At 60.0% G+C, this 23035-nt stretch carries 22 protein-coding genes; all 22 read right to left on the minus strand.

All coding sequences use genetic code 11. From position 1 onward, the window contains the following. Position 1: 1 nt before the first annotated feature. The 22 genes from DWW73_RS08735 to DWW73_RS08840 all read right to left on the minus strand — a co-directional run bounded on the left by DWW73_RS08735 (position 2) and on the right by DWW73_RS08840 (position 22883). Positions 2 to 289 (minus strand): YggT family protein, encoded by a 288-nt coding sequence (locus DWW73_RS08735; RefSeq protein ID WP_040358293.1) that lies wholly within the window; start codon positions 287 to 289, stop codon positions 2 to 4. Positions 290 to 304: 15 nt separating this feature from the next. Next, positions 305 to 1027: a cell division protein SepF gene (locus tag DWW73_RS08740; RefSeq protein WP_117779353.1), complete on the minus strand. Its 723-nt coding sequence runs from the start codon at positions 1025 to 1027 to the stop codon at positions 305 to 307. Between the two features lie 60 nt (positions 1028 to 1087). Further along, a complete protein-coding gene (locus DWW73_RS08745) occupies positions 1088 to 1825 on the minus strand; it encodes a YggS family pyridoxal phosphate-dependent enzyme (RefSeq protein WP_117757008.1) in 738 nt (245 codons plus the stop codon). A 119-nt stretch (positions 1826 to 1944) separates the two neighbouring features. After that, positions 1945 to 2802 carry a PhoU domain-containing protein gene (locus DWW73_RS08750; RefSeq protein ID WP_117779354.1) on the minus strand — a complete coding sequence of 286 codons (858 nt, stop codon included), beginning with the start codon at positions 2800 to 2802 and terminating at the stop codon, positions 1945 to 1947. Between the two features lie 92 nt (positions 2803 to 2894). Further along, complete coding sequence (gene pstB, locus DWW73_RS08755; RefSeq protein ID WP_117779355.1) at positions 2895 to 3698, minus strand: phosphate ABC transporter ATP-binding protein PstB; 804 nt, start codon at positions 3696 to 3698, stop codon at positions 2895 to 2897. Positions 3699 to 3710: 12 nt separating this feature from the next. Then, positions 3711 to 4616 carry a phosphate ABC transporter permease PstA gene (gene pstA / locus DWW73_RS08760; RefSeq protein WP_055251684.1) on the minus strand — a complete coding sequence of 302 codons (906 nt, stop codon included), beginning with the start codon at positions 4614 to 4616 and terminating at the stop codon, positions 3711 to 3713. A 3-nt stretch (positions 4617 to 4619) separates the two neighbouring features. After that, on the minus strand, positions 4620 to 5546 hold the full coding sequence (gene pstC, locus DWW73_RS08765; RefSeq protein WP_117757006.1) for a phosphate ABC transporter permease subunit PstC: 927 nt from the start codon (positions 5544 to 5546) through the stop codon (positions 4620 to 4622). 1 nt (position 5547) lies between these two features. Next, positions 5548 to 6384 (minus strand): phosphate ABC transporter substrate-binding protein, encoded by an 837-nt coding sequence (locus tag DWW73_RS08770; protein WP_117779356.1) that lies wholly within the window; start codon positions 6382 to 6384, stop codon positions 5548 to 5550. Continuing rightward, positions 6381 to 7181 (minus strand): polyphenol oxidase family protein, encoded by an 801-nt coding sequence (locus DWW73_RS08775; RefSeq protein ID WP_117779357.1) that lies wholly within the window; start codon positions 7179 to 7181, stop codon positions 6381 to 6383. The genes DWW73_RS08770 and DWW73_RS08775 overlap by 4 nt, the downstream gene beginning before the upstream one ends. A gap of 210 nt (positions 7182 to 7391) precedes the next feature. Beyond that, a complete protein-coding gene (gene ftsZ / locus DWW73_RS08780; RefSeq protein WP_055251674.1) occupies positions 7392 to 8546 on the minus strand; it encodes a cell division protein FtsZ in 1155 nt (384 codons plus the stop codon). A gap of 199 nt (positions 8547 to 8745) precedes the next feature. After that, entirely contained in the window at positions 8746 to 9588 is an 843-nt protein-coding gene (locus DWW73_RS08785; RefSeq protein ID WP_055251672.1) for a cell division protein FtsQ/DivIB, read from the minus strand. 370 nt (positions 9589 to 9958) lie between these two features. Continuing rightward, positions 9959 to 10870, minus strand: coding sequence for a UDP-N-acetylmuramate dehydrogenase (murB, locus tag DWW73_RS08790; protein ID WP_117636007.1), 912 nt, complete (start codon positions 10868 to 10870; stop codon positions 9959 to 9961). A gap of 5 nt (positions 10871 to 10875) precedes the next feature. Then, the gene (gene murC / locus DWW73_RS08795) at positions 10876 to 12294 is read right to left on the minus strand and encodes a UDP-N-acetylmuramate--L-alanine ligase (protein ID WP_117636008.1); all 1419 of its coding nucleotides are present in this window, start codon (positions 12292 to 12294) and stop codon (positions 10876 to 10878) included. Between the two features lie 97 nt (positions 12295 to 12391). Further along, on the minus strand, positions 12392 to 13507 hold the full coding sequence (gene murG / locus DWW73_RS08800; protein WP_117779358.1) for an undecaprenyldiphospho-muramoylpentapeptide beta-N-acetylglucosaminyltransferase: 1116 nt from the start codon (positions 13505 to 13507) through the stop codon (positions 12392 to 12394). Then, complete coding sequence (gene ftsW / locus DWW73_RS08805) at positions 13497 to 14990, minus strand: putative lipid II flippase FtsW (RefSeq protein WP_117779359.1); 1494 nt, start codon at positions 14988 to 14990, stop codon at positions 13497 to 13499. Before ftsW ends, murG begins: the two co-directional genes overlap by 11 nt. A 36-nt stretch (positions 14991 to 15026) precedes the next feature. Beyond that, a complete protein-coding gene (gene murD / locus DWW73_RS08810) occupies positions 15027 to 16433 on the minus strand; it encodes a UDP-N-acetylmuramoyl-L-alanine--D-glutamate ligase (RefSeq protein ID WP_117779360.1) in 1407 nt (468 codons plus the stop codon). A gap of 9 nt (positions 16434 to 16442) precedes the next feature. Beyond that, positions 16443 to 17462: a phospho-N-acetylmuramoyl-pentapeptide-transferase gene (gene mraY, locus DWW73_RS08815; RefSeq protein ID WP_089571579.1), complete on the minus strand. Its 1020-nt coding sequence runs from the start codon at positions 17460 to 17462 to the stop codon at positions 16443 to 16445. Positions 17463 to 17465: 3 nt separating this feature from the next. Continuing rightward, positions 17466 to 18890, minus strand: a complete 1425-nt coding sequence (gene murF / locus DWW73_RS08820; RefSeq protein WP_117779361.1) for a UDP-N-acetylmuramoyl-tripeptide--D-alanyl-D-alanine ligase — start codon at positions 18888 to 18890, stop codon at positions 17466 to 17468. A gap of 128 nt (positions 18891 to 19018) precedes the next feature. Further along, positions 19019 to 20719 (minus strand): peptidoglycan D,D-transpeptidase FtsI family protein, encoded by a 1701-nt coding sequence (locus DWW73_RS08825; protein ID WP_369833061.1) that lies wholly within the window; start codon positions 20717 to 20719, stop codon positions 19019 to 19021. A 182-nt stretch (positions 20720 to 20901) separates the two neighbouring features. Then, complete coding sequence (locus DWW73_RS08830) at positions 20902 to 21372, minus strand: hypothetical protein (protein WP_022094483.1); 471 nt, start codon at positions 21370 to 21372, stop codon at positions 20902 to 20904. Between the two features lie 90 nt (positions 21373 to 21462). Beyond that, a complete protein-coding gene (gene rsmH / locus DWW73_RS08835) occupies positions 21463 to 22428 on the minus strand; it encodes a 16S rRNA (cytosine(1402)-N(4))-methyltransferase RsmH (protein ID WP_117779363.1) in 966 nt (321 codons plus the stop codon). 20 nt (positions 22429 to 22448) lie between these two features. Next, complete coding sequence (locus DWW73_RS08840) at positions 22449 to 22883, minus strand: division/cell wall cluster transcriptional repressor MraZ (protein WP_035137949.1); 435 nt, start codon at positions 22881 to 22883, stop codon at positions 22449 to 22451. Positions 22884 to 23035 lie beyond the last annotated feature (152 nt).

Genomic DNA, 23035 nt, shown 5'->3' on the forward strand with positions numbered 1-23035 from the left:
TCTATACGAGTATACCTATAAGAAGCTGCAGAACCAGCCTCTGCACCAACTGCAACGCAATAATCGCAACGACCGGCGAAAAATCGATACCGCCCATCGGCGGAATGAAACGACGGAACAGGTTGAGCCACGGACCGCACACGCTATCGAGCACCGCAGCAATATCCTGAAGTAAACCACCCTGCTTCATGGGAATCCACGTCATAAAGCAGTAGACGACAATGAGCGTGGAATAGAAGTTGAACAGCGTGTTGACCAGCTGGACGATAGTGTAGATGTTGATGGGAATCTCCTCGTCTTGTCTTTACTTAAGGTAGCCGTCGGCACGAAGCTTCTTGAGATCGGAATCTTTGACCTCGCAACCGGCGGGCAGCACCATGAACACGCGGTCGCCTACCTCCTTGACCGTGGCGCCCAGACCGCAGGCAAAGCCGTAAGAGAAGTCCAAGACGCGCTTGGCAACTTCGGTGCGTACGCCCACAAAAATCAGTGCGACAGGCTGCTTGGTGCGAACGCGGCGCACCACGGTCTCCACGTCGTCATAGCTCTCGGGGCGCAGGACATAGGCCGGCAGTTGCGGCGTGGCGTTGATGATATTGCTCGCATAGGCCGAGGCATCGCTCGGTGCAGGCGCGGGTGCAGCGGCGGCACGGGCGCGGGTGTTCTCGGCGTAGCTCAACGGCGTGTCATAGGCACCAGGACGATAACCGCTCGCAACACTGTCCTGCGAGCGCGAAGGCGGGTTATACGTCGTGGCATGGCGGGAGTCATCGCCGACCAGCTGACCGGAGCGCGTATACACGGCAACCGACTCAGCTTCACCGCGGCGCGTCTGACCAAGCAGGCCGTTGCTCGGCTCGTCTTGGGTGTAGAAGCCCTCGCCCGAAGCACCGCCGTAGCCGTTGCCCTGATAACTATCGTCATAGCCGTCATCGTAGCCGTAGTCGTCGTCCTGGCCATAACCCTGGTCGTAACCCTGCTGGCCGCCCAGGTGCATCTTATTTTTAATCTCGTCAAGGAAGCCCATGGTTGTGTCCTCTCGCGGTTTAGTGCAGGCGCCCCGATAATCAGTGCGCACTTCAGAGCCTTATTTTACTGCAAACTCCGGGCTAAATACTACCCTGCCCAGGCGAACGAGCGTAGAGCCCTCCTCAAGGGCAGGCTCAAAGTCCTCGCTCATGCCGCAGGAAAGCTCAGGCAGGTTCAAATCGGGATGCGCCGCCTCCAGCTCATCCCTCAGCTCACGAAGCCCCGCAAAGGTGCGGCGTGCCACATCCTTATTCCCCCGGGGCGCCATAGTCATAAGCCCCTGCACGCAAATTCCCTCAAGCTCCGCAAGCTCACCCGCGGCGGCGCGAATCTCATCGGGCGAAAAGCCTCCCTTCGACTCCTCACCACTCACATTGACCTCAATGAGCACACGCTGGGGGCCGGCGAGCTCGCCTGCCTCAATCTTGCGGATAGCACGGCTCGAGATCGCCTGCGCCAGATGCAGCGAACCCACCGAGTGAATCAGCTCGGCTGAGCCCAGCACCGCATTGATCTTATTGGTCTGCAGGTTGCCGATCATATCGAAGCGCACCTCGGGCAGCTCCGGATGCTCCGCCAGACCCGTGAGCTTGCGAACCAGCTCCTGCGGGCGGTTCTCGGCAAAATGGCGATACCCCGCCTGGATGGCAGCAACAGTCTCATCGACACCAACGGTCTTGGACACGGCAATGAGGCGCGCGGCGTCGTGGGGGCGGCCCGCGCGATCGAGCGCCGCATAAAAACGTTCCAGAATCTGCTCGCGGCGAGCGCGCATCAAATCCAAATAGTTATCCATTGCTAATCGCCTCCGCTGACAGCCAAACAAGTAGTCCCATGCTAACGCAAGAGCGCGGCCCCGCATGTGCAAGGCCGCGCTCACTTAGGTATTTACAATCTTTCGACGAACGGGGCTACTTACTCCTCGTCGTCCTCGCCATCGTCCTCGTCCTCAAGATGATCGAGCAGGTAGCGAAGACCCTCGCTGACCTCGTTGGCGGGCACCTTGGCAACGTAGCGCGCGTCGACGGCGGGCCTCATGATAACACCCTCGCCCGAAGGCACGCGCATGCTCTCGAGCTCGTCCTCATCAGTGCGGGCGATATCGCCGGCGTTCATACGCTGACCAGTCAACAGGAAGGTCAGACGGCAAGCGGCATCGATGGAAATCGAAGCGATGCGATCGAGGTAGCGCGAAACCATGATGGCGCGGCGCAGGTCGTCATAGTTGCTGTCGTCGTCCATAAAGTCGCCCGTATCCATACGGTTAAAGGTGCGGAAGAACTTCTCGTAGGCAGCGTGCACTGGCTCGTCCTCGACGGCCAAGTTGCAGATGATGGACATGTCATTGGTGACGAGCGCAGAAAGCGAAGAGCCCAGCACCTGGTAAACAGCTTCGGCCTCGGCCTCAACCGTACCGACGAGCTCCTGGGGCAGCGAGATGTCGGCCTTGACCATGTGACGCGTGGCGCGGCAGATCTGGCGAACCTTATCGGTCATGCGCTGCAGGTTAAAGTCGACGTAGATAATCGTCTGCAGCAAGCGGAAGTCGGAGGCGACCGGCGACTGCGTGGCGATCAGGTTGTAGCACACGGCCTCCAAGTTGGCGCAGCGCGCGTCAATCGAAAGCGTGCGCTTCTTGGTCTTGGTGGCGAGCTTGCGGTCGTCGGTCACATAGGCCTTAACGGCATCGTGGAGGGCCAGATCGACGGCCTCGTAGATGCTCAGCATCTCGTGGCGGGCCTCGATGAGCTGACGGGAAAACAGTTTACGCATGGTTCACTCCAATCAGTTGGGTGCGGTCATGCCGCCCGCACAGTGAATACGCACCGGACCAGGTCCGATCGGCTTGGGACTAGTCGCACCGATCAGCCAAAGCGGCCGGTGATATAGTCTTCCGTCCGCGAGTCCACCGGGCCGGTGAAGATCGCGTCGGTTTGACCATACTCGATGAGCGTGGCAGGCTCACCGGCAACTTCCTGCAAGAAGAATGCGGTGTAGTCGCTGATACGAGCTGCCTGCTGCATTGAATGCGTGACGATGATGATCGTCATCTCGGGCGCCAGCTCGGCCATCAAATCCTCGACCTTAGAGACGGACGTGGGGTCGATGGCGGAGCAGGGCTCGTCCATCAGGAGGACATCGGGTTGCACCGCAAGCACGCGCGCGATGCACAGACGCTGCTGCTGACCGCCCGAGAGCGCCAAACCATCCTTGTTGAGCTGATTGGATACCTCTTTCCAGAGGTTGGCGCGCTTGAGCGATTCTTCCACGATGTCATCGAGGTCGCTTTTGCTAGTCACGCCCTGCAGACGAGGGCCAAAGGCGACATTCTCGTAGATGGATTTGGGAAACGGGTTGGGCTGCTGAAAAATCATGCCCACGCGGCGACGGAGGTCGACCGGGTCGACGCCCTCGGCATAGATATCGTTGCCGTCGAGCGTCATGGTGCCCTCGACGCGCGTACCCTCGATCAGGTCATTCATGCGGTTGATGCAGCGCAAAAACGTCGACTTACCGCAGCCCGAAGGGCCAATGAAGGAGGTGATGGCGTTTTTGGCGATGTTGAGGTCGAGCCCCGTCAGCGCATGAAAGTCACCGTACCAAAAGTTGAAATCCTTGGCCGTAATGGCCGCTTGCTCCAGCGTGGGAGCGGACTGATAAACGGACATGGGACTCCTTAACTAGCGACGCTTGCGCGACAGGAAGCGCGCAAACAGGTTGAAGGCCAGAATGATCACCATCAGCAAGAGCGCGGTGCCGTAGGCTGCGTTCATGTTGATGCCGTCGTTGGCAAGCAGGTACAGGTGAACGGTCATGGGGCGGCCGGAATCGAGCGGCGAGATAGGTAGATTGATGGCCTGGCCCATGGTGTAGAGCACCACGGCGGTCTCGCCAATGGCACGGCCGATGGCAAGGACAATGCCCGTGGCAATACGGCCAAAGGCAGAAGGAAGCACGATCTTGGAGACAACCTGCCACTTGGTGGCGCCCAGGCCATACGCGCCCCAACGGATATAGCGCGGAACGGCGCGAATGGCCTCTTCGGTGGTGCGCATGACGATGGGAAGCATCAAGAGCGCGAGCGCCAGAGCGGCCGAGACCATCGAAAGGCCCAGACCCATAGCCTCGACAAACAAGGCGTAGCCAAACAGGCCCATAACGATGGAGGGCACCGAGGCCAAAGCGTCAGCAGCGTAGCGAATGAGCTCGACGATCTTGCCCTGCTTGGCGTACTCGGCCAGATAGACGGCTGCCAGCACAGCGATCGGCGTGCAGATAAGCATGGCGAGCGCCGTCACATAGACGGTCGAGACGATCGTGGGCCAAATACCGCCCTCGGCGTTGACGCCCTGGGGCCAACCGAAGATAAAGTCGAGCGAGATGTGTGGCAGGCCGTTGATGACCACGTAGGCGATGATAGCGACCAGCACCAGCGTGGTGATGTATGCCGCGGCACGGAACACGCCAAGCATGATCTTGTTGGACAGGTCCTTGTTGATGCGGCCCTTCTTGCCGTGGGAAAGGGCACGCTTGATGCGCTCGCGCGACGAGGTCGTATCGACCGTCGTGTCAACGGAATCGGACATAGCCTACCCCCTCTTCTTCTTGGAAATCAGACGGACGATGCCCACCAGCGTGGCGGAAATGATAAACAGGACCACGCCCATGCCGAACAGCGCCGAGCGATGCAGACCCGAGGAATAGCTCATGTCGAGCGCAATCTGGCTCGTGAGCGTCGAGATGGGGCTCGCAATGCTGTCGGGAATAACCGGGGCGTTACCCACGACCATGAGCACGGCCATGGTCTCGCCGATGGCACGGCCCATACCCAGCACGATGGCATCCACGATACCCAGCTTGGCGGCAGGTAACACGACCTTATAGATGGTCTGCCACTTGGTGGCGCCCATGGCATACGATGCCTCGCGAATGCCCATGGGAATGGAATTGAGGGCATCGATGGTGAGCGTGGTGATGGTAGGGACGATCATGATGGCAAGCACGAACCACGCCGTCAGCGCACCAAAACCAAGACCACCGGTCAGCTGCGCGATAAATGGACGGATGATGATCATGCCAAAGAAGCCATAGATGATAGAAGGGATGCCGGCCAACAGGTCAACGGCAGGGCTGATGAGCTTGCGCACGCGCTTGCTGGCGATCTCGACCAGATACACGGCCGTGCCCACGCCTAGGGGCACACCCATGGCGAGCGCACCGACGGTCACCAGACCCGAGCCGGCAAGCAGCGACACGATGCCGTAGTGACCCTCAGAGGGCGCCCACGTAAAGCTAAAGAAGTCCGCCAGACCGATGTCGGTAAAGACGGGCAGCGCCGAGTACGTGGTAAAGACAAAAATCAGGATGACGGTAACGACCGCCAAGAACGCGCAGGCAAAGAAGATCCACTGCAGCGCCTTCTCCTTGATATAGGTACTGCGCGATACGAGCGCCAGCTCGCGCTTCTTGGGCGTCTGAACATTCCGCTCAGTCTGGGAGTTTTCCTGTGCTTCCATGCTACTCACTCCCCTTCTCGTCGTTGGTGACGGGAATAAAACCCGCCTCGCGAATCTGTTTGTCCATCTTTTCGGACGTCACGTAGTCGATGTAATCCTGCGCTTGCTGCGAAGGCGTTCCCTTCACAAAGAAATAGAGGTCGCGGGAGATGGGATAACCGCCACTCGCGACTGTCTTCTCGGACGCCTCGACGTGATTAACCGAGACGGCCTTGACCGAAGTCTTGGCGTTGAGGCTCTCGACAAAACCCAGCGAGATGTAGCCAATAGCACCGCGAGAGCGAGACACGACATCGCGTACCTGGCCCGTACCCGAAAGAACAGCCGAGCGGCGATCGAACGGCGCGCCGTCCATCACGATGGTGCGGAAAGCCTCACGCGTACCGGAAGCCTCATCGCGGTTAATAACCTGAATCTTCAAGTCCTCGCCACCAACCTCTTTCCAGTTGGTGATCTTGCCCGCATAGATATCGCGGAGCTGTTCAGTCGAGAGGTTATCGACCGGGTTGTCGTCGTTCACGATGACCGCGATGCCGTCGTGTGCGATAACGATAGGCGTCAGGCCCAGGTTTTGCTCATCGGCGTTGAGGCCACGAGAGGAGCTGGCGATATCGGCGGTGCCGGCGCTAACAGCTTCGATGCCAGCAGATGAGCCCAGGCCAGAAACCAGCACGTCGGTGCCGGTCTCCTCCTTAAAGCCCTCGGCCGCGATCTCGGCAATGGGAAGGCAGGTGGTCGAGCCGGCCACGGTGATAGAAGACGTAGAAGAGCCCGAGGAGCAGGCACACAGCGCGAGCGTGAGCACCGCGGCGCTCAGGACCGATACAATCTTTCTCATAGCATCACGCCGATCGCAGCATGGCGCCCGCAGGTGCCGCCCTCGTTGCGGTAGGAATAAAAGCGGTCGTTCTGACGCACGGTCGAAAGCTGGGTATCCACAATCCCATCCGCATCGACACCGACATCTACCAGCGCCTCACGAATGGCGGCAGATAGATCGAGCATGCGAGAAGCGCCCGCATCGATGCACGAGAACTCGGCGGCAAAGCGGCCCATGAGCTCCTGGGAAACCTCGTACTCGTCACCCAGGATATGGGGACCGATATAGGCAGAAACATCGCTCGCATTGCAACCAGCCGCCTCGCAGAGCGCCTGGCACGCCTTGGCGGAAATGCGCGCAATCGTACCCTTCCAGCCAGAATGCACCACGGCAAAACCGTTGGGAGCAACCAGCACCACGGGAACGCAATCGGCAAAGCAAAGCATCACGGGCACCTCACGGGCCGTGCAGACGATGGCATCGCAGCCCTCGGCAATCTGCTCGCGAATGTTCTCGAGAACATCGGCGCCGTTCGAGATCACCGTCACGACGTGGTCACCATGTACTTGATTGGGCGCGAGCAGATTATGCTCGCACTCGGCGGCCCCCATGGCCTCGAGCACGCGGCGACGATTTTCTTGAACGGCAAAGGGGTCATCGCCTACATGCGAGCCCAGGTTGAGCGAGGAGTACGCATCTTCGGAAACGCCACCGGCGCGCTCGGTGAAGGCAAAGCGGACATTGTGCGTCGCGCCCTCTACCAATGTAACTCCATCATGGTCGACACGCGAAACCCTGTCCGCACGTGCTGCCATACTAAAGCCTCCTAATAACACAAGTATCGCGGCGTCGCCGCGCGGTCCGCGTTTATACGGCTGTCATACTTCCTTAAAAGGATACCCGCAGCGGTAGGGACCAAACGTAAAGGGAACGTAAGGAGATTGGAGGCTTTCGTTTACAAACGAGAAACAAAACGGGGTGCATCCGAATGGACACACCCCGTGCAGGTCGTTGAGAAAAACGAACTAGAAGCTACCGCGCTTTAGGAAGTCGGGAAGCTCGAACTGGTCGTTGCCAAAGTTGGGCAGCTCGGTACCACCGACGTTGCGGGTCGGAGCGGCCTGAGCCGGGCTGGCAGCCGGAGCGGTGCGCTGCGGCTCAGCGGAGGCAGCGGCCTTGCTCTGAGACTGCTGAGCAGCAAAAAGCTCATCCTGACGGTTGACGTTGGAATCGGAGAAGCCCGTAGCGATGACGGTGATACGCACCTGATCGCCCAGGGACTCGTCGACAACGGTACCGAAGATGATGTTGGCCTCGGGGTCGACGGCGTTGGCGACAACGTCGGCGGCGTCGCTGATCTCCTGGATGCCCAGGTCCTTGGAACCGGCGATGGAGAGCAGCACGCGCGTGGCACCATCGATGGAGCTCTCGAGCAGCGGGCTGGAGATGGCCTGCTGGGCAGCGTCGACGGCACGAGTATCCCCAGAAGAGGTACCGATACCCATCATGGCGGTACCGGCCTGCTTCATGATGGTCTTAACATCGGCGAAGTCCAGGTTGATGATACCGGGGACGGTGATGAGGTCGGTGATGCCCTGGGTGCCCTGGGAAAGGACGCCATCGGCAATCGCGAAGGCCTCGAGCATGGTGGTCTTCTTCTCGGCGATGTCGAGCAGCTTATCGTTAGGAATGACGATCATGGTGTCGACGCAATCGGAGAGGGTCTTGATGCCCTCCTCGGCGCTCTTCTTACGCTTGCGGCCCTCGAAGGTGAAGGGCTTGGTCACGACGGCGACGGTCAGTGCGCCGACCTCGTTCATCGCGATATCGGCAACGATGGGAGCAGCGCCGGTACCGGTGCCGCCGCCCTCGCCGCAGGTGATAAACACCATGTCGGCGCCAGCGAGCGCCTCGGCGATGTCGTCGCGGGACTCATCGGCAGCCTTGCGGCCAACCTCGGGATTGGCGCCGGCGCCCAGGCCGCGGGTAAGATCGGTGCCGATGTGCACCTTGATATCGGCATCAGAGATCGCGAGTGCCTGAGCATCGGTGTTGATGGCAACAAACTCGACGCCGCGGATGCCCTCTTCGATCATTCGATTGACCGCGTTGGTACCGCCGCCGCCGACGCCGACCACCTTAATGACGGCAAGGTAGTTGTTGATCTCTGTCTCGTGCATGTCGGTCCTCCGAACAAAGGTTATAGCCATAGCATGGGTCGACCCCTGCGCACATTAACCTTCAGGTTGAAAGTAAATGCAAAGGTAAACCGTATTATGTTTGCACATTATGAACGTATCAGTCAAATAATTGACCGTGAAAACCAAACAAACCAGATAAACGGCGTGGTATGGCCCCTCAACAAAGCATCAACCAGCGCTACGAGGTCGGAGCATTCCTAAATGTGTAGTTGCCCGGAGAGCGCACATTGATATACGTTACGCCCTCTACCTGCGAAAGCAACTTGGTGACTACGCGTTCCTTCTTGGCGATATCGTCCGAATCGCCCAGCGACACCTCAATGCCGTTATTGAGGTTTGCCGAGATGGCTTCGACCGAAGGCGTGGAAATATCCTTGACTTGTCCCAAGAACTCGCTCGAAAAACCACGCACATAATCCAGGCCGGCCTTAACGGCTTTGGAGTTCACCGCCTGGCCGGAAACCGGAGCGACATCCGCCGAGACATCAGTCAACAACACCGCGCCATAATGCTTGGCGAGCGCCAGCGCGGCATCGATTCCGGTCAAGGTATTTGAGCCCTGCCCTGTCGTGATGACGTTGCCCTGGTCGTCCACTTCGACCGACGTCGACAGCGGGGCGATCCAGGTGTCATCGTCTCCGATAGCCCAGGCAAGGTCGTCGGAGCTGATATACGCAATGGCGATAACTTTACGCTCCGTCGGCGTGATGATAAGCGTATGGGGAAACTGGCGCTGGACATCCACGCCCGAAACCCACGGGTTCTGCTTGAGATCCTCGGTAATCTGGTCGGGATCGACGTTAAAAAGCGACGTTCCCTCGGGCAAGTCGATCAGCTGGATAGCATCGTGCTTCGTCACATGCTCGCTGCCTTGAATCTGAATATCAGTGGCAGTAAACAGTCCAGAGTTGATCACCACGATGGCAACGACGACGAGCACGGCCAAGACGGCCAGAACGCCGCCCACGATTTTGCCTTTGCCTGTAACGACAGAAGCGGCATCTGATGTTTTATTTGCCATCGCTCCAAGTGAAGATAACGGGTTGAAACCTTTTTTACTCGAAGGCTTCTTGGCGGTAGCCGGCACCGATGTCAGCGAGCGCGGTTTCGATGCGCCCAGCGTGAGACCTGGACGCGCCGCTTTAGTTCCCGTCGAGGGCTTGGGAGCTGCCATGGGACGGGCAGGCTTGGCGCCCATAACAGGCTTTGACGTCACCGAGGGACGCGAGGACTTTTTTGCGGCCGGACGATTACCGAGCTGCGAGCCGACGACCGGACGACTGGTCTGTCGAGCATGCCCGACAGACTTAGAGTGCGCGACGGTATTGCGTTGAGGTTTGGCAGGCGCGCCGGAACGCCCTCCGGCGCGGCGGAAGGTGGGTTTCGATGCTCTAGAAGCCGAGGAATTTAACTTCCGGTCTGAGCTCGATGCCATACGCCTCCCTCACCTTTCCGTGCACATGTCTGATAACCGCGGCAACGTCATCGGCCGAGGCAGTTCCGTTATTAACGATAAAATTAGCGTGAACGGGCGAAACTTCCGCGCCGCCAATCGAAAAACCCTTTAATCCACAATCCTCGATAAGCTTGCCCACACTCGCATCGGGCGGGTTGCGAAAGACAGACCCGCAGGATGCGCGACCCATGGGCTGCGTACGCTTGCGCCTTGTAAGGTACCGCTCCATGCGCTCGCGAATGTCGGCCTTGGGCGCCGGTTTAAGCTTGAGCACGCACTCGAGGATGATCTCATTGCGGGGAAGGCTACATTCGCGGTAGCCCCAAGAGATCTCGGACCCCGCATAATGCTTGATACCGGATGCCGGGTCAAACGTTACGACATCCTCAACCAGCGAGCCAATCCACTCGGTCCGCGTGCCGGCATTCATAGATATCGCACCGCCGACCGAACCAGGAATGCCAACGGCAAACTCAAGGCCCGAGAGGCTACGCGACAGGGCATCGTTGACCAGGCGCGCAAACATCACGCCCGCACCGACCGTCAGCGTACAACCGTCATCGGCAACAACCGTGCGCTGGAACTCACGTCCGAGCGAAATGACGGCACCGCGATAACCGCCATCGGCAACCAGCAGATTGGAGCCCTTGCCGATGATGACCCACGGCACCTGCTCGCGATCGAGCACCGCCACGGCGCGGCGGAGGGCATGATAGCTATGGCACGTCACAAAGAGGTCGGCCTTGCCGCCGATACGATAGCTCGTATGACGCGCAAGGCGCTCGTCCTCGATCACATCCGTGTCGATCATGCCCGAGAGCGCCATGACGGCGTTAAACAGACCCATTAGACTTAAGCGTCTTTCTTGGCAGTCAGATACTCAATGAACTCGGGACCGACGGTCGTAACGTCGCCGGCACCCATGGTGAGCAGCAGGTCGCCCTCGCCCACCATCTGCTCGAGCTCCTGATTGAGCTCAAGACGGCTGGAGCAGTACACGACCTCCTTGCCAGGATGCTTGGCGCGCACGGTATCGGCGAGCATCTTAGAGGTGACACCCGGAATGGGCATCTCGCCAGCCGAGAACACATCAATCAGCAGCAGTTTATCGGCATTGGCAAATGCATCGGCAAAGTCGTCGCACAGGGCCTGCAGGCGCGAATAGCGGTGCGGCTGGAACACGACGTCGACGTGCTTGTAACCCAGCGACGAAGCGGCAGCAAGCGTCGCCTTGATCTCGGTGGGGTGATGGCCGTAATCATCGACCACGGTGATGCCATCGATATCGCCCACGTGGGTAAAGCGACGGCGGACGCCCTCAAAGCTCGAGAGCGCCTTGGCGGCGGCGTCGATGTCAAGGCCCAGGACATGGGCGACGGTGAGCACCGCCGTGGCGTTGAGCATGTTGTGGCGACCGGGATTGCTCTTGATCTCCACAGCGCGCTCAGTGCCGTCCTCAAAGCGAACGATAAAGTCACTCTGGATGCCCTTGACATCCGGGTGCATGCAGACGATGTCGTTGCTCTCGGCAAAGCCGTAGGAAAGCACGTGACGGCCCGTCGACTTGGCGAGCTCGACCAGATGCGGGTCCTCACCGCAGACGATGACGGTGCCGTCCTCGCCCACCAGGCTCATGAATTTGGCGAAAGTTGCCTCGATCTCCTCGATACCCGAGTAGTGATCGAGGTGGTCGGCCTCGACGTTGGTCACAATGACTACGTTGGGGTTCAGGAACAGGAAGGAGCTGTCGGACTCGTCGGCCTCGGCGACAAAGTAGTCGCCCGAGCCGTTCTTGCCGTTCGTGTCATAGCCCTCGACGATGCCACCGATCAGGAAGCTCGGATCCAGACCCATGCGGTCGAGCATGGTGGCACACATCGAAGACGTGGTGGTCTTGCCATGCGTGCCGGCAACAGCGACGGTGGTGTAGCCGTGACCCAAAGCAGAGAGCATCTTGGCACGGGGCCACACGGGAATACCAAGCTCGCGAGCGCGCACGAGTTCAGGGTTGGACTCCGGAATAGCGGTGGAGACAACAACCACGTCGGGCTTGACCTCGTCGATCGTGGCGGCCTCATGGCCCACATGCACCTTCACACCAGCGCGGGTAAGCTGGCGGATATAACGTGACGTCTTAAGGTCGGAGCCGGTAACGGCATAACCGCGCTCGTGCAGAACGAGGGCGATGCCGCTCATGCCGGCGCCGCCGATACCGATAAAGTGGGCGCTCTTAAACTCGGGCGCGGAGGTTGCAGTCTGGGAATCAGCCATGTGCTCGTGTACTCCTTGCGTAAACACTGCCTGTAACCCGTTAACTGTACCGCACCTACCGCATCAGCGCGAGGGCGACCGAAGATATCCCGTCTAACTAACGCAAACCCTCTACTGCATCCGCCAGAAGAGCGGCGGCTCTATCCTGAGCCAGACCACGCGCCGCCTGACGCATGGCGTCGCGCGCCGCCGCGTCATCGACCAGGTGCAGCAGCTCATCGGCAAAGGCAGAACCGTCGATATCGGCATCGGCGCAGAGCACGCCGGCCCCGGCGTCGACCAGATAACGGGCATTGGTGGTTTGGTGGTCGGCCGTCGCATGCGGGTACGGCACGAGCACCGAAGGCACGGCGAGCGCAGCGATCTCGGCCACGCTCGATGCTCCCGAACGCGATAGCACCAAATCGGCAGCAGCCAGCATGTCGCCCATGTTGTCGATGTAAGGCTGGACGCGGTAACGCTTCGCCTCCTCGAGCGTCAGCGCCAAAGCGCGCTCGGTCTCCTCAAAGCCGTCGGCACCCGTCGAATGCAACACATAGAGGTTCTTGCGCGAAAGCAGCTCGTTTTTGAGCGAAGCCACGCGCTCGTTGAGGTGCTGGGCGCCGAGTGAACCGCCAAAGACGAGCAGCAGCGTAGCGTCCTCGGGAACGCCAAGTGCCTTGCGGCCGCGAGCGCGATCGCCCTCGATCACCGAGCGACGTACGGGGTTGCCGGTCATGAGCACGTGGTCAGGGTCACCTTCGCGCTCAAAGACCGAACGCGCTGCCGGCACCGAGATGCACACGCGGGCGGCGTGGGAGTTCATCATCTTGTTGGCCAGGCCCGGAACAGAGTTCTGCTCATGCAGCAGATACGGAACGCCTGCGCCCTTGCACCACCCCAGCAGCGGAACCTCGACATAGGCACCAAAACCGATGGCGGCATCGGGCTTGCCGACCTTTGAGAAATGACGGGCGAGCGCACGCTTGGCCTTGTTGACACGCCACAGGGAGGTCAGCGCCGTCCAAGGACGGGAGCGGTCGAAGCCCGTGACCGTAATGGGCACAAAATCAAACCCAGCCTCGGGGACCAGACGACCCTCGAGCTTGCGTGACTGGCCCACGAACACAACGTGGTGGCCACGATCACGCAGCTCTTCGGCCAAGGCGAGCGCGGGGTTGATGTGTCCCGCCGTGCCGCCGGCTGCAATAGCAACGGTCATCTTATCGGTCATGGTAGTCCCTTCGTACACGCGGTCCCTGGTCGTCGGTGCGTAGACGCGCCGACGGGTCCGAGTTCAAATCGATTCGATTATATCCGCCGCCCGCGCTGCGAGGGCTGGGGCGCTGAGGACGACCTTGCGGAGCCGTCCGCGGACGTGGACGAGCTGCCGGCTCGGATGTAGAACCATCCAGAACGGTAAAGCCGCTACGCGAAGGTCGTTCACCGCGCACATGGGCTACGCCGGCGGTACTCTCATCCATAACGGCAAAGCTCTCACGGCGGCGGTCATACTCATCGCGGCGGGCGCTCTCGTACGAAACGCGCAGGATCAGCCCGGCAAGCATAAGCGACACAATAATCGACGAACCGCCGTAGCTAATAAACGGCAACGGTTTGCCCGTCATGGGAAACACGTTGAGGATGCCCAGCGCGTTAATCAAAAACTGCACCGCGAGAATGACCGCGGAGCCAGACGCCATAAGCGCGCCCCGACGATCGGTCGCCTGCTCGGCAATGCGAAACGCCGAGTAGATCAGCATCGCAAACACCAAGAAGAACAGCACGGTTCCGACAAAGCCGACTTCCTCGCCAATGATGGCCAGGATGTAGTCATTGTGCGCCTCGGGCAGATACGAGTACTTCATGGTTGAGTTGCCGATGCCACGGCCGAACAGACCGCCCGAGGCAAAGGCCATGATGGCAAGCGTGGCCTGATAGCCGTCACCATACTCGTCAGCCCAAGGGTTCAAGGCAACCTGAATACGCACCATACGGTACGGCTCTGCGACAAGTGCAATCACGATCACGAGAATGCCGAAGATTAGCACGCCGATGATAAATCTCGGGTCGAGACCCGCAAACAACGCCATGCACATGAGGGTCAACAGGATGATCAGGACAGTACCGAAATCGGGCTGGATAAAGATCAGAAAGAGCGAAATACCCAGGTAGATGCCCATCTTGCGAAGGAATTCGTTGATGTTGCCACCGGGCGAAAAGAAGCGATCAAGCATGATGGCCGAATACGCAATGGCAAATGGCTTTAAAAACTCGGAAGGCTGGAACTGAATACCGGCGATGTTGAGCCAGCGCGTGGCGCCACGGCTGCCGCTGCCCACCAAGAACACCAGAAACAGTAGCCCTATCATGCCGATAAGGAAGATCCTAAGCACATCCTCCCCAAACCAGCTGTCCGGCAAAACGCGCACGATGGCAATCAGCGCCAGAACACCAACCACGGCAAACGCGGCCTGTCGACCCAGGAAAAACGTCGCCGAGCCATTCTCGTGCAGCGCCTCGACCGAAGACGCCGAGTACACCATCAGCAGACCAAAGCACACCAAAGTAAACAGGCAGGCCATAAATATCAGACGGGGGCGCATGATGCGGGCGGGAACGCCGGCAATATAGCGTTCGCTAAACGACTGCCCGCCGCGACCGGAACGCGGTGTGCTACGCCGCGAGGAAGCACGGTCCGAGTCGGGCCTCCTCATACCTTGTCGGGGGCTCTCCTCTCTCACCGGCAACCCCTATTCCATTTGCGATTTCGCCGCAGCGGCAAGCTGAGCCACGTAGTCCTTAAACACGCGGCCGCGCTCCTCATAGCCCGAGAACTCATCGAACGAAGAGCAGGCAGGAGAAAGTAAGATCACGTCGCCACGGCTCGACAGCGAACGGGCAACGTCCACGGCATCGCGTAGGTCATCCGCTTGGGCGATATCCACATCGCCATCGACATCGGCCTCGTCCATAGCGGCGGTAAAGCGCTCGCGCGCATCGCCAAAGCAGACGACCGAGCGCACGTTATCCATAACGACGCGCGCGAAGTCCGTGAGCGGCGTGCCCTTATCGTGGCCGCCGAGCAGCAAGATCACGTTGTCATCGGGAAATGCCGTCAGTGCCTTCTCGACCGCGTCGGTGTTGGTCGCCTTGGAATCGTTGACGTAGCGCACTCCGTCAATCTCGCCGCACGGCTCCACGCGGTGCTCGAGCGGCTGGAACGAGGCCAGACCGCGGCAAATGCCCTCGGGATTGGCACCGACTGCCAGGGCAGCCGTGGCAGCGCACAGGGCATTGATAACATTGTGATGGCCCGAGATCTTGAGTTCGGACGTGGCGACAAGCTGAGTCTCGACGCCCTTCAGGCGCACGACCATTTTGCCGTCGCGCACAAAGGCGGCGTCTGCACCCTCGGGCTCGTCAAAAGCGACCTTGCAGATGCGGCGACCCGGCGTATAGATGTACTCATCGAACTCGTGAATGCCGGCGTCTTCGACGTCGACAACCACCAGATCGTCATCGACCATATTGTCAAACAGCTTGATCTTGGCAAGCGCATAGTTCTTATGGCTCTTATGCCAGCCCAAGTGGTCGGGAGTGATGTTGAGCAGCACCGCCACACGAGGATGGAGCTCGGTGGTCGTAGCAATCTGATAGCTCGAGAGCTCAGCCACAAACCACTCGTTGCGGGCTCGGCCGTCAATCTCGTTGACCGGTGGCTCGCCGATGTTGCCGACAGCTACGCTGGCCTCGCCGGCAGCCTTGAGCAGATAATCGGTCAGCGACGTGGTGGTCGTCTTGCCGTTGGTGCCCGTGATGGCAATCCAGTTATCGGGCGACAGGCGATAGGCAAACTCTGGCTCACCCATAATCTGGGCGGCATGTTCGCGCCCGGCCTTAAAGAAGCCCGAGAACTCCGAGATGCCCGGGCACGTCACGCATGCGTCATAGGCGCCCTCGACCTGTTCGGTCCCATAGACAAACGACGCACCAGCAGCCTCGAGCGCACGCGTGGCGTCATTGGGCTCAGAGGTGCCGCCGCCATACACGGTAACGGCGCTTACGCGCTCGGGATGTGCCAGCGCCCAGCGGGCGACATCGAGACCGGATTTGCCCTGACCCAAAACGAGCAGGCTAAAGACATCAGCAAGAGGCATGAAAGACCACTATCCCAACTGGAAGAACAGAGCAAGGCCAACGGCACCAAATGCCGCAGCGATAATCCAAAAACGGATGACGACCTTGGTCTCGGCCCAACCCTTCTTTTCGAAATGATGATGGATGGGCGCCATAAGGAAGACGCGCTTGTGCGTAAAGTGGAAGTAGACAACCTGAATCATGACCGACAGGGTCTCAACGATAAACAGGCCACCGATGATGAGGGAGACGACCTCGGTGTTAGTCATGATGGACGTACAGGCAAACGCGGCGCCCAGAGCAAGCGAGCCGGTATCACCCATAAAGATGCTCGCCGGATAGCAGTTGAACCACAGAAAGCCCAGGCAGGCACCGGCACACGCGGTGCAGAAGATGGACAGGTTCACGTCTCCGTGCAAAAACGCCATGGCAGCCATGGCGAGCATGGCGATCATGGAGGTGCCGCCAGCAAGACCGTCAAGGCCATCGGTCAAGTTCACGGCATTAGAAAGACCGGCAATCATCAGCCAGCAAAAGACAATATAGAGCCACGGGAACGAATAGCCGCAGATGGTAGTCGAAAGCACGCCAAGGTCAATCGTCAACCCACCGGGAAAACGAATCTCGGGGGCGACGCCGCACCAGTTGACGGCAAGCACCGTAAAGGTGACACAGATAATGGTTAGGCCGATCATCTTGGCATGCGGCGTCAGACCGAGCGAGCGCCCATGCGTAACGGAGGTCAGATCGTCGATCAGGCCCAGCACGCCGGTCGCCAGCGTGGCGAGCAGCACGAGCACGAGCTCGGTGGTGAGCTTGCCCATCAGCAGGCAGGTCAGCGAGATCGCGACGAGGATGACAACGCCACCCATGGTGGGCGTTCCCTGCTTAACCAAATGACGCTTGGGGCCGTCGGCACGAACCTGCTGGCCGATACCCTCGACCTTGAGCAGCTTAATCCACCACGGCATGAGCAGCAGCGCAATGGCTGCGGCGATGCCAAGCCCCAAAAAAGCCTGATACGTTGGATACGAGGGATTGCCGAACATGGGCTAGCACACACCTTCCACAAAGCGGTCGAGCTCAGCAAAGCGGGAACCCTTGACCAGTACAACATCATGTTTTTCAAGCGCGCCGCCCATGCGGTCGAGCACCTGCTGATAATCGGAGAACACCTGGATGCGGTCCTCGTCCATGCCCATCATGCGCGCGGCATCGGCCATAAGCTGGGCCAGCTCACCACCCACGCACGCCAGCATGTCGAGCTTCTTGGCGGCGGCATAGGCGCCCACGAGCTCATGCATGCGAGGAGCCTCATCGCCCATCTCGCCCATCTCGCCCAGGATCGCCATGCGAGACCCCGTGCATGAAAGCGAGCACAGCAGATCGAGGCCGGCTGCCATCGATTCGGCGCTGGCGTTATAGGAATCGTCGATGATGCGTGCACCGCTCTTGGCGCGCTTGATCTCCTGGCGGTGCCCGGTGATCGTAAGACCCCTAAAGGCAGCATCGATCTGCTCGGGCGTCACGCCCAGGCGATAGGCAACCGCGGCGGCCTTAACGGCATTAGGAACGGACTGCACGCCGGGGATGGCAAGCATGGTATCGATTGTCTCGCCCTGACCAAAATCGAGCGTAAAGACCGGACGGCCCTCGTCATCAACGCGAACGTCGCGGGCGCGGACCTCATCATCGTCAGAGACACCGGCCAGCATCACGTCGATACCAGCAGGCTGGGCGAACGTATCGCGAATGAACGGCGTAAAATCGTCCTCGCCGCCCAAAACCAGCAGCGGCAAATAGTCGCCGGCGGCGCACATGCCCTGGACAATCTCGGCCTTAGCGCGGGCGATGTTCTCGCGGCTGCCCAAAATGCCGATATGAGAGGTGCCGATCTTGCTCACGATGGCAAGGTTGGGATTGGCGGACTGGGACAGGCGCTCGATCTCGTGGAAATGGTTCATGCCCATCTCGAGCACCAGGACCTCGGTATCGGCCGGAGCGGAAAGCACCGTGAGCGGCATGCCGATCAGGTTATTGAAATTGCCCTTGGTGGCCCAGACACGATAGCGCTTGGCGAGCACAGCGGCGAGAACGTCCTTGGTCGTCGTCTTGCCGATGGAACCGGTAATGCCAACGACCAGGCAGCCAAGCTCCAGGCGATACGCGTGCGCCAAACGCAGCAGAAACTCCTCGGGATCATCGGTCAGCAAGATGGCACAGCCCTTGTCCTGCGCCAGCGAGACCAGCTCGGCCTCGGGCTCACGCGTCATCACGACGGCGCCGGCACCCGACTGGACGGCACGGGAAGCAAAATCATTGCCGTCGACGTTTTCACCGGGAAAGGCGACGAAAATCGTCCCTTCCTCGACCTGGCGCGAGTCGATAACGCACCCGCGGCATACCCGATCGACTTCTCCCGTCACGGTTCGGGCCCCTGTTGCGGCCGCGAGGTTGTTGACGGCGATCTCTATCATTGCAGCTCCCCTGTAAACCTAAATAATGCTATCGGCGTATTGTATCCCAGCGCCGCGCATGCGTGGTGCAGGGCATGTGAACACCCCTCATATGGGACAACAAACCACGCCCCAAAGATTGTAACCCCCTACTTCGTGTGTGGGATACCCAGCACGTCGAGCGCGTTGGCCATAATGGACTGGAACGGCACCGCAGCGGCATCTGAGCCGCTCGGCGTTCCGTCGAGCGTGATATAGCACAGCACCTTGGGCGATTGTGCCGGTGCAAAACCCATAAAGGACGACATGTAGTTCTCCTTGAGGTAGCCGCCGTTCTCGTCGGCACGTTCGGCCGTACCGGTCTTACCCGCCACGTCATAGCCGTCAACCGCGCCGCCAACGCCCGTTCCCTCCGACACGACCGTCTGCATGCACGATGTCACCTGGGATGCGGCGTCCTCCGAAATCGCGCGCTCGCCTTCGCCCCAGTCCTTCTCGTCGCCTTTGCTGGACTTATAGAAGTGCGGGGTCATCATCACGCCGCCGTTGGCGATGCCGCCCACGGCACGTGCGATCTCAATCGGTGAGACAGACAGCGCCTGTCCAAAGCTCATCGAGCCCAGCGTGGCACCGTCATACTGGTCACGCTCCTTGACGATGCCTAGGCTCTCGCCCGGAAAATCGACACCAGAGCTGTGACCGATGCCCCACTTGTCCACATAGGCGGCAAAGTCGTCGGCACCGATCTTGCGCCCCACCAGGACAAATCCCACGTTGGACGAACGGCGCATCATCTCGCGCACATCCATGGTCATGGCGTAGTCGCGCTTGTCGGCATCGGTGACGGTATCGTCGCCCACCTTGATGCTCGCCGGCACCTCAAACGACGTACTCGACCGCACGACACCCAAGTCGAAGCCGGCGCCCGCCACGAGCGTCTTAAAGACCGAGCCGGGCTCGTAGGCATCGGTGACCAGGCGCAGGTTCATATCCTCGGTCTTGGCGTTTTCCAAATTGGTCTGGTCGTAGGTCGGATACGAGCAGGCTGCCAAGATCTCGCCTGTCGTAGGATCGGTGACCAGCGCCGAGCCGTTCTTGGCCTTTGTCTTCTCGACAGCCTCTGCCAGGGCATCCTCGGCCGCACGCTGGATATTGACGTCGAGCGTCGTCACGATATCAACGCCGTCGACCGCAGCCACCTTTTTATAGGCACCGCCCGCGATATAGCTGCCGTCCCTCGCGCGCTCGCGTACGAGAGAACCGTTCGTGCCGGTCAGAAGCTTGTTGTATTGCTTTTCGAGACCCGTCAAGCCGTCGTTGTCTACATTCACTACACCCAGCACCTGCGATGCCAGATTGCCGTATGGATATACGCGCTTCATGGCCTGCTCAAAAAGCACGCCGGGCAGGTTCTTCTTCTCCAGCGCCGCAGCGTCGTCTTCGTCCACCTGGCGCTTGATATACACCCAGGTTCCATCGGACTCAACGAGCTTGCGGCAGGTCTTTTTATCGATTCCAGTTACCTTGACCAGCGCCGACACCGTCTTGTCAACATCCTCGACGAGCTGGGGGTTCACGGCGATGTTGCGACATTCGACCGACGACGCCAGCACGTTACCGTTGCGGTCGTAGATGGTGCCACGTTTGGCATAGAGGGTCTGCGCAAGCAGGCGGCGCGCATCGGCACGCTCGCGCAGTTTATCGGCTTCGACAATTTGATAGTCGGCAAGGCGAAAGACGCCCAAGCCCAAGCCAAGCCCAATGAAGCCCATGACGGCTTTGCGGCGAGGCAGAGGCGTGCCTGTGAGCCATTCGGTCGACGAACTCTTGCGCGACCTGGTGTTATGCACTTGAGGGCCGCCCGAGCCGCGAAGTCGCGACGCCGGGTCGTTGCCACGGGACTGCCCGGCGTTGTAAGATTGCTGACCCGTTCCTTGATAACCAGAACGTCCCCGCGACGAGGGACGTCCAGAACCGCGGCCCCCATCGGAACCGCGGCGATAGTCATTTGTCATACTCAGCTACCGTCTTGCTACTGAGCGGTCGCGGTCGCGTTGGCGCCCGCGGCTGCATCCTGCGAAAAGTCAAGTGTAACGCTCTCGCTGGGCTCCACCATGCCATAAGCGCCCGCAAGGTCGCGAATGCGCGTGTCGGCGCCATAGACCGAATGCATGACCTCCAGGTCGGAGCTCTCATCGGTCGCTTTTTCGAGCGTGTTGGTAAGCTCGGCGTTGCTGTTGAGCACCTGGGCCGTAACGCCGGCGAGCGCCACGCGGGCGACGCCGATCGTCATGAAGATAGCCGCAATGATGCAAAACGTTTTAAGAACGCTCATGAAAACCGGGCTTACCGCCTGGTTTGCCTGACGGCCCGCGCCCGTGTAGACATCAAAGCGCGGCGTGCGCTGCTCACGGGGAGCAACGGGGGCCTGCGGCGTCTCACGATAGGCGGGCATGGCGTTCATATCATAGGCGAGTGCTGCGCTTGAAGTGTTGTAGCCCATGATATGCCGCCTCCCATCCCGAGTACGTTGGTAGTGTGTTTAAGCTTCGTTTATGGTGCGAGCGGGAGGTCCAATATCGCGCGGTCGCGCCTACAGACGCTGCGCCACGCGGATTTTGGCTGATCTCGCCCGAGGGTTGCGCTCAACCTCATCAGGCTGGGCAATCAAGGGTTTGCGGGTGATGACCTTGAGTATCGGCACGTTGCCGCACACGCACACCGGAATCTCCGGCGGACACGTGCACCCCTGGCTCATCTCCTTAAAGTGGTTCTTTACGATACGGTCCTCGAGCGAGTGATACGAGATGACGCAGATACGTCCGCCCGGGTTGAGCCACCTGGTGGCGGCATCAAGCCCTCGTTCGAGCACATCGAGCTCGTGATTGACCTCGATGCGAATGGCCTGGAAACTTTTCTTGGCCGGGTGTCCGCCATGCCGACGAGCGGCAGCCGGGATACCCGCCTTGATGATCTCGACAAATTGGCCGGTGGTTTCGATCGGTTCTTGCTCGCGGCGGCGCACGATCTCGCGCGCGATCTGCGAGGCGAACTTCTCTTCGCCGTAGACGCGTAGAATCCGGGCGAGGTCGTGTTCGTTATAGGTGTTGATGACCTCAGCTGCGTTTAAGGTGTTATTACCCGGATCCATCCGCATGTCCAATGGGGCGTCCTCGTTATACGAAAAGCCCCTGCCAGGGATATCGAGTTGCGGTGACGAAACGCCCAAATCGAACAGGAAGCCATCGACCCCGGGCACCTCGGCCGAGCAAAGCAGCTCGTCCAAGTCGCCGAAGTTGCCCTTCAGCAGCTGGTGCGGAACGCCGGGAACCTCGCGGTCCAGACGGGCGCCAGCGGCCTCGAGGGCCATGTCGTCCTGGTCGACGCCGAGCAAAAGGCCCGTCTCCCCCACCTGCGCGGCCATCTTTACCGAATGGCCGGCACCGCCAAGGGTGCAATCGCAGACAACGGAGCCGCTCTTTAGCCGCAGCGACTCAAGCACTTCGCCGAGCATGACAGGTTCATGCCGATATTCTTGTGTCAAGATCCCACGCTCCATCCGTTACCCGTGCCTTGCCCTTACGAGAAGAAGAGGTCCAGCAGGGCCTCATCGTCATCGTCCTCATCGGCCGTAGCGCGGTCCCAAACCTCAAGGTGGTCGTAGTTGCCCACAACCGTGACCTCGCGGTCGAGGTTCGCCTGCTTGCGGAGAGACTCGGAAAGACCGATACGACCGGCGCTGTCCACGTCCATCGACGTGGTGCGCTTGTTGATCGCCCTCATGAGCTTCTGGTCATTAATGTCACGCGGGTTAAAACCCTCGTGGCCCTCACGACCCGCGAAGAGTCCTTCGACCCACTTATCGAAGGCCTCGGCAGAGAACACGTACAGAGCATCGACATCCAGGGCTTTGAACACGCGAACGTGCTCTCCAAGCTCCTCGCGAAGGGGTGCAGGCAAGGACAGACGACCTTTTGCATCGAGATTGCGCTCGTATGCACCAGTCATTCCCATGTGCGCCCTCCCCTCGGTTACTCAGATGGCACGTACGCGGGGAACCACCCCGCCTGTCGACGTCATTAATAATATGGGGAACCGCCCCATTTTTCAACACCTTTCCCCACCCCTTCCCCCCCACCCCCCCCCCACCCCCCCCCCCATATTTC

Source organism: Collinsella sp. AF16-8 (genome assembly GCF_003462695.1).
In the GTDB taxonomy this organism is placed as follows: Bacteria; Actinomycetota; Coriobacteriia; order Coriobacteriales; family Coriobacteriaceae; genus Collinsella.

What these genes read in the sequence shown, in the direction of transcription:
- ftsW (WP_117779359.1), bottom strand. Translation starts at nt 14,990, where the DNA reads ATGAGGAGGCCCGACTCGGACCGTGCTTCCTCGCGGCGTAGCACACCG.
- DWW73_RS08745 (WP_117757008.1), bottom strand. Translation starts at nt 1,825, where the DNA reads ATGGATAACTATTTGGATTTGATGCGCGCTCGCCGCGAGCAGATTCTG.
- murB (WP_117636007.1), bottom strand. Translation starts at nt 10,870, where the DNA reads ATGGGTCTGTTTAACGCCGTCATGGCGCTCTCGGGCATGATCGACACG.
- DWW73_RS08840 (WP_035137949.1), bottom strand. Translation starts at nt 22,883, where the DNA reads ATGGGAATGACTGGTGCATACGAGCGCAATCTCGATGCAAAAGGTCGT.
- mraY (WP_089571579.1), bottom strand. Translation starts at nt 17,462, where the DNA reads ATGTTCGGCAATCCCTCGTATCCAACGTATCAGGCTTTTTTGGGGCTT.
- rsmH (WP_117779363.1), bottom strand. Translation starts at nt 22,428, where the DNA reads ATGGAGCGTGGGATCTTGACACAAGAATATCGGCATGAACCTGTCATG.
- DWW73_RS08775 (WP_117779357.1), bottom strand. Translation starts at nt 7,181, where the DNA reads ATGGCAGCACGTGCGGACAGGGTTTCGCGTGTCGACCATGATGGAGTT.
- pstB (WP_117779355.1), bottom strand. Translation starts at nt 3,698, where the DNA reads ATGTCCGTTTATCAGTCCGCTCCCACGCTGGAGCAAGCGGCCATTACG.
- ftsZ (WP_055251674.1), bottom strand. Translation starts at nt 8,546, where the DNA reads ATGCACGAGACAGAGATCAACAACTACCTTGCCGTCATTAAGGTGGTC.
- DWW73_RS08750 (WP_117779354.1), bottom strand. Translation starts at nt 2,802, where the DNA reads ATGCGTAAACTGTTTTCCCGTCAGCTCATCGAGGCCCGCCACGAGATG.
- pstA (WP_055251684.1), bottom strand. Translation starts at nt 4,616, where the DNA reads ATGTCCGATTCCGTTGACACGACGGTCGATACGACCTCGTCGCGCGAG.
- DWW73_RS08785 (WP_055251672.1), bottom strand. Translation starts at nt 9,588, where the DNA reads ATGGCAAATAAAACATCAGATGCCGCTTCTGTCGTTACAGGCAAAGGC.
- DWW73_RS08740 (WP_117779353.1), bottom strand. Translation starts at nt 1,027, where the DNA reads ATGGGCTTCCTTGACGAGATTAAAAATAAGATGCACCTGGGCGGCCAG.
- murG (WP_117779358.1), bottom strand. Translation starts at nt 13,507, where the DNA reads ATGACCGATAAGATGACCGTTGCTATTGCAGCCGGCGGCACGGCGGGA.
- DWW73_RS08830 (WP_022094483.1), bottom strand. Translation starts at nt 21,372, where the DNA reads ATGGGCTACAACACTTCAAGCGCAGCACTCGCCTATGATATGAACGCC.
- murD (WP_117779360.1), bottom strand. Translation starts at nt 16,433, where the DNA reads ATGCCTCTTGCTGATGTCTTTAGCCTGCTCGTTTTGGGTCAGGGCAAA.
- murF (WP_117779361.1), bottom strand. Translation starts at nt 18,890, where the DNA reads ATGATAGAGATCGCCGTCAACAACCTCGCGGCCGCAACAGGGGCCCGA.
- pstC (WP_117757006.1), bottom strand. Translation starts at nt 5,546, where the DNA reads ATGGAAGCACAGGAAAACTCCCAGACTGAGCGGAATGTTCAGACGCCC.
- DWW73_RS08770 (WP_117779356.1), bottom strand. Translation starts at nt 6,384, where the DNA reads ATGAGAAAGATTGTATCGGTCCTGAGCGCCGCGGTGCTCACGCTCGCG.
- murC (WP_117636008.1), bottom strand. Translation starts at nt 12,294, where the DNA reads ATGGCTGATTCCCAGACTGCAACCTCCGCGCCCGAGTTTAAGAGCGCC.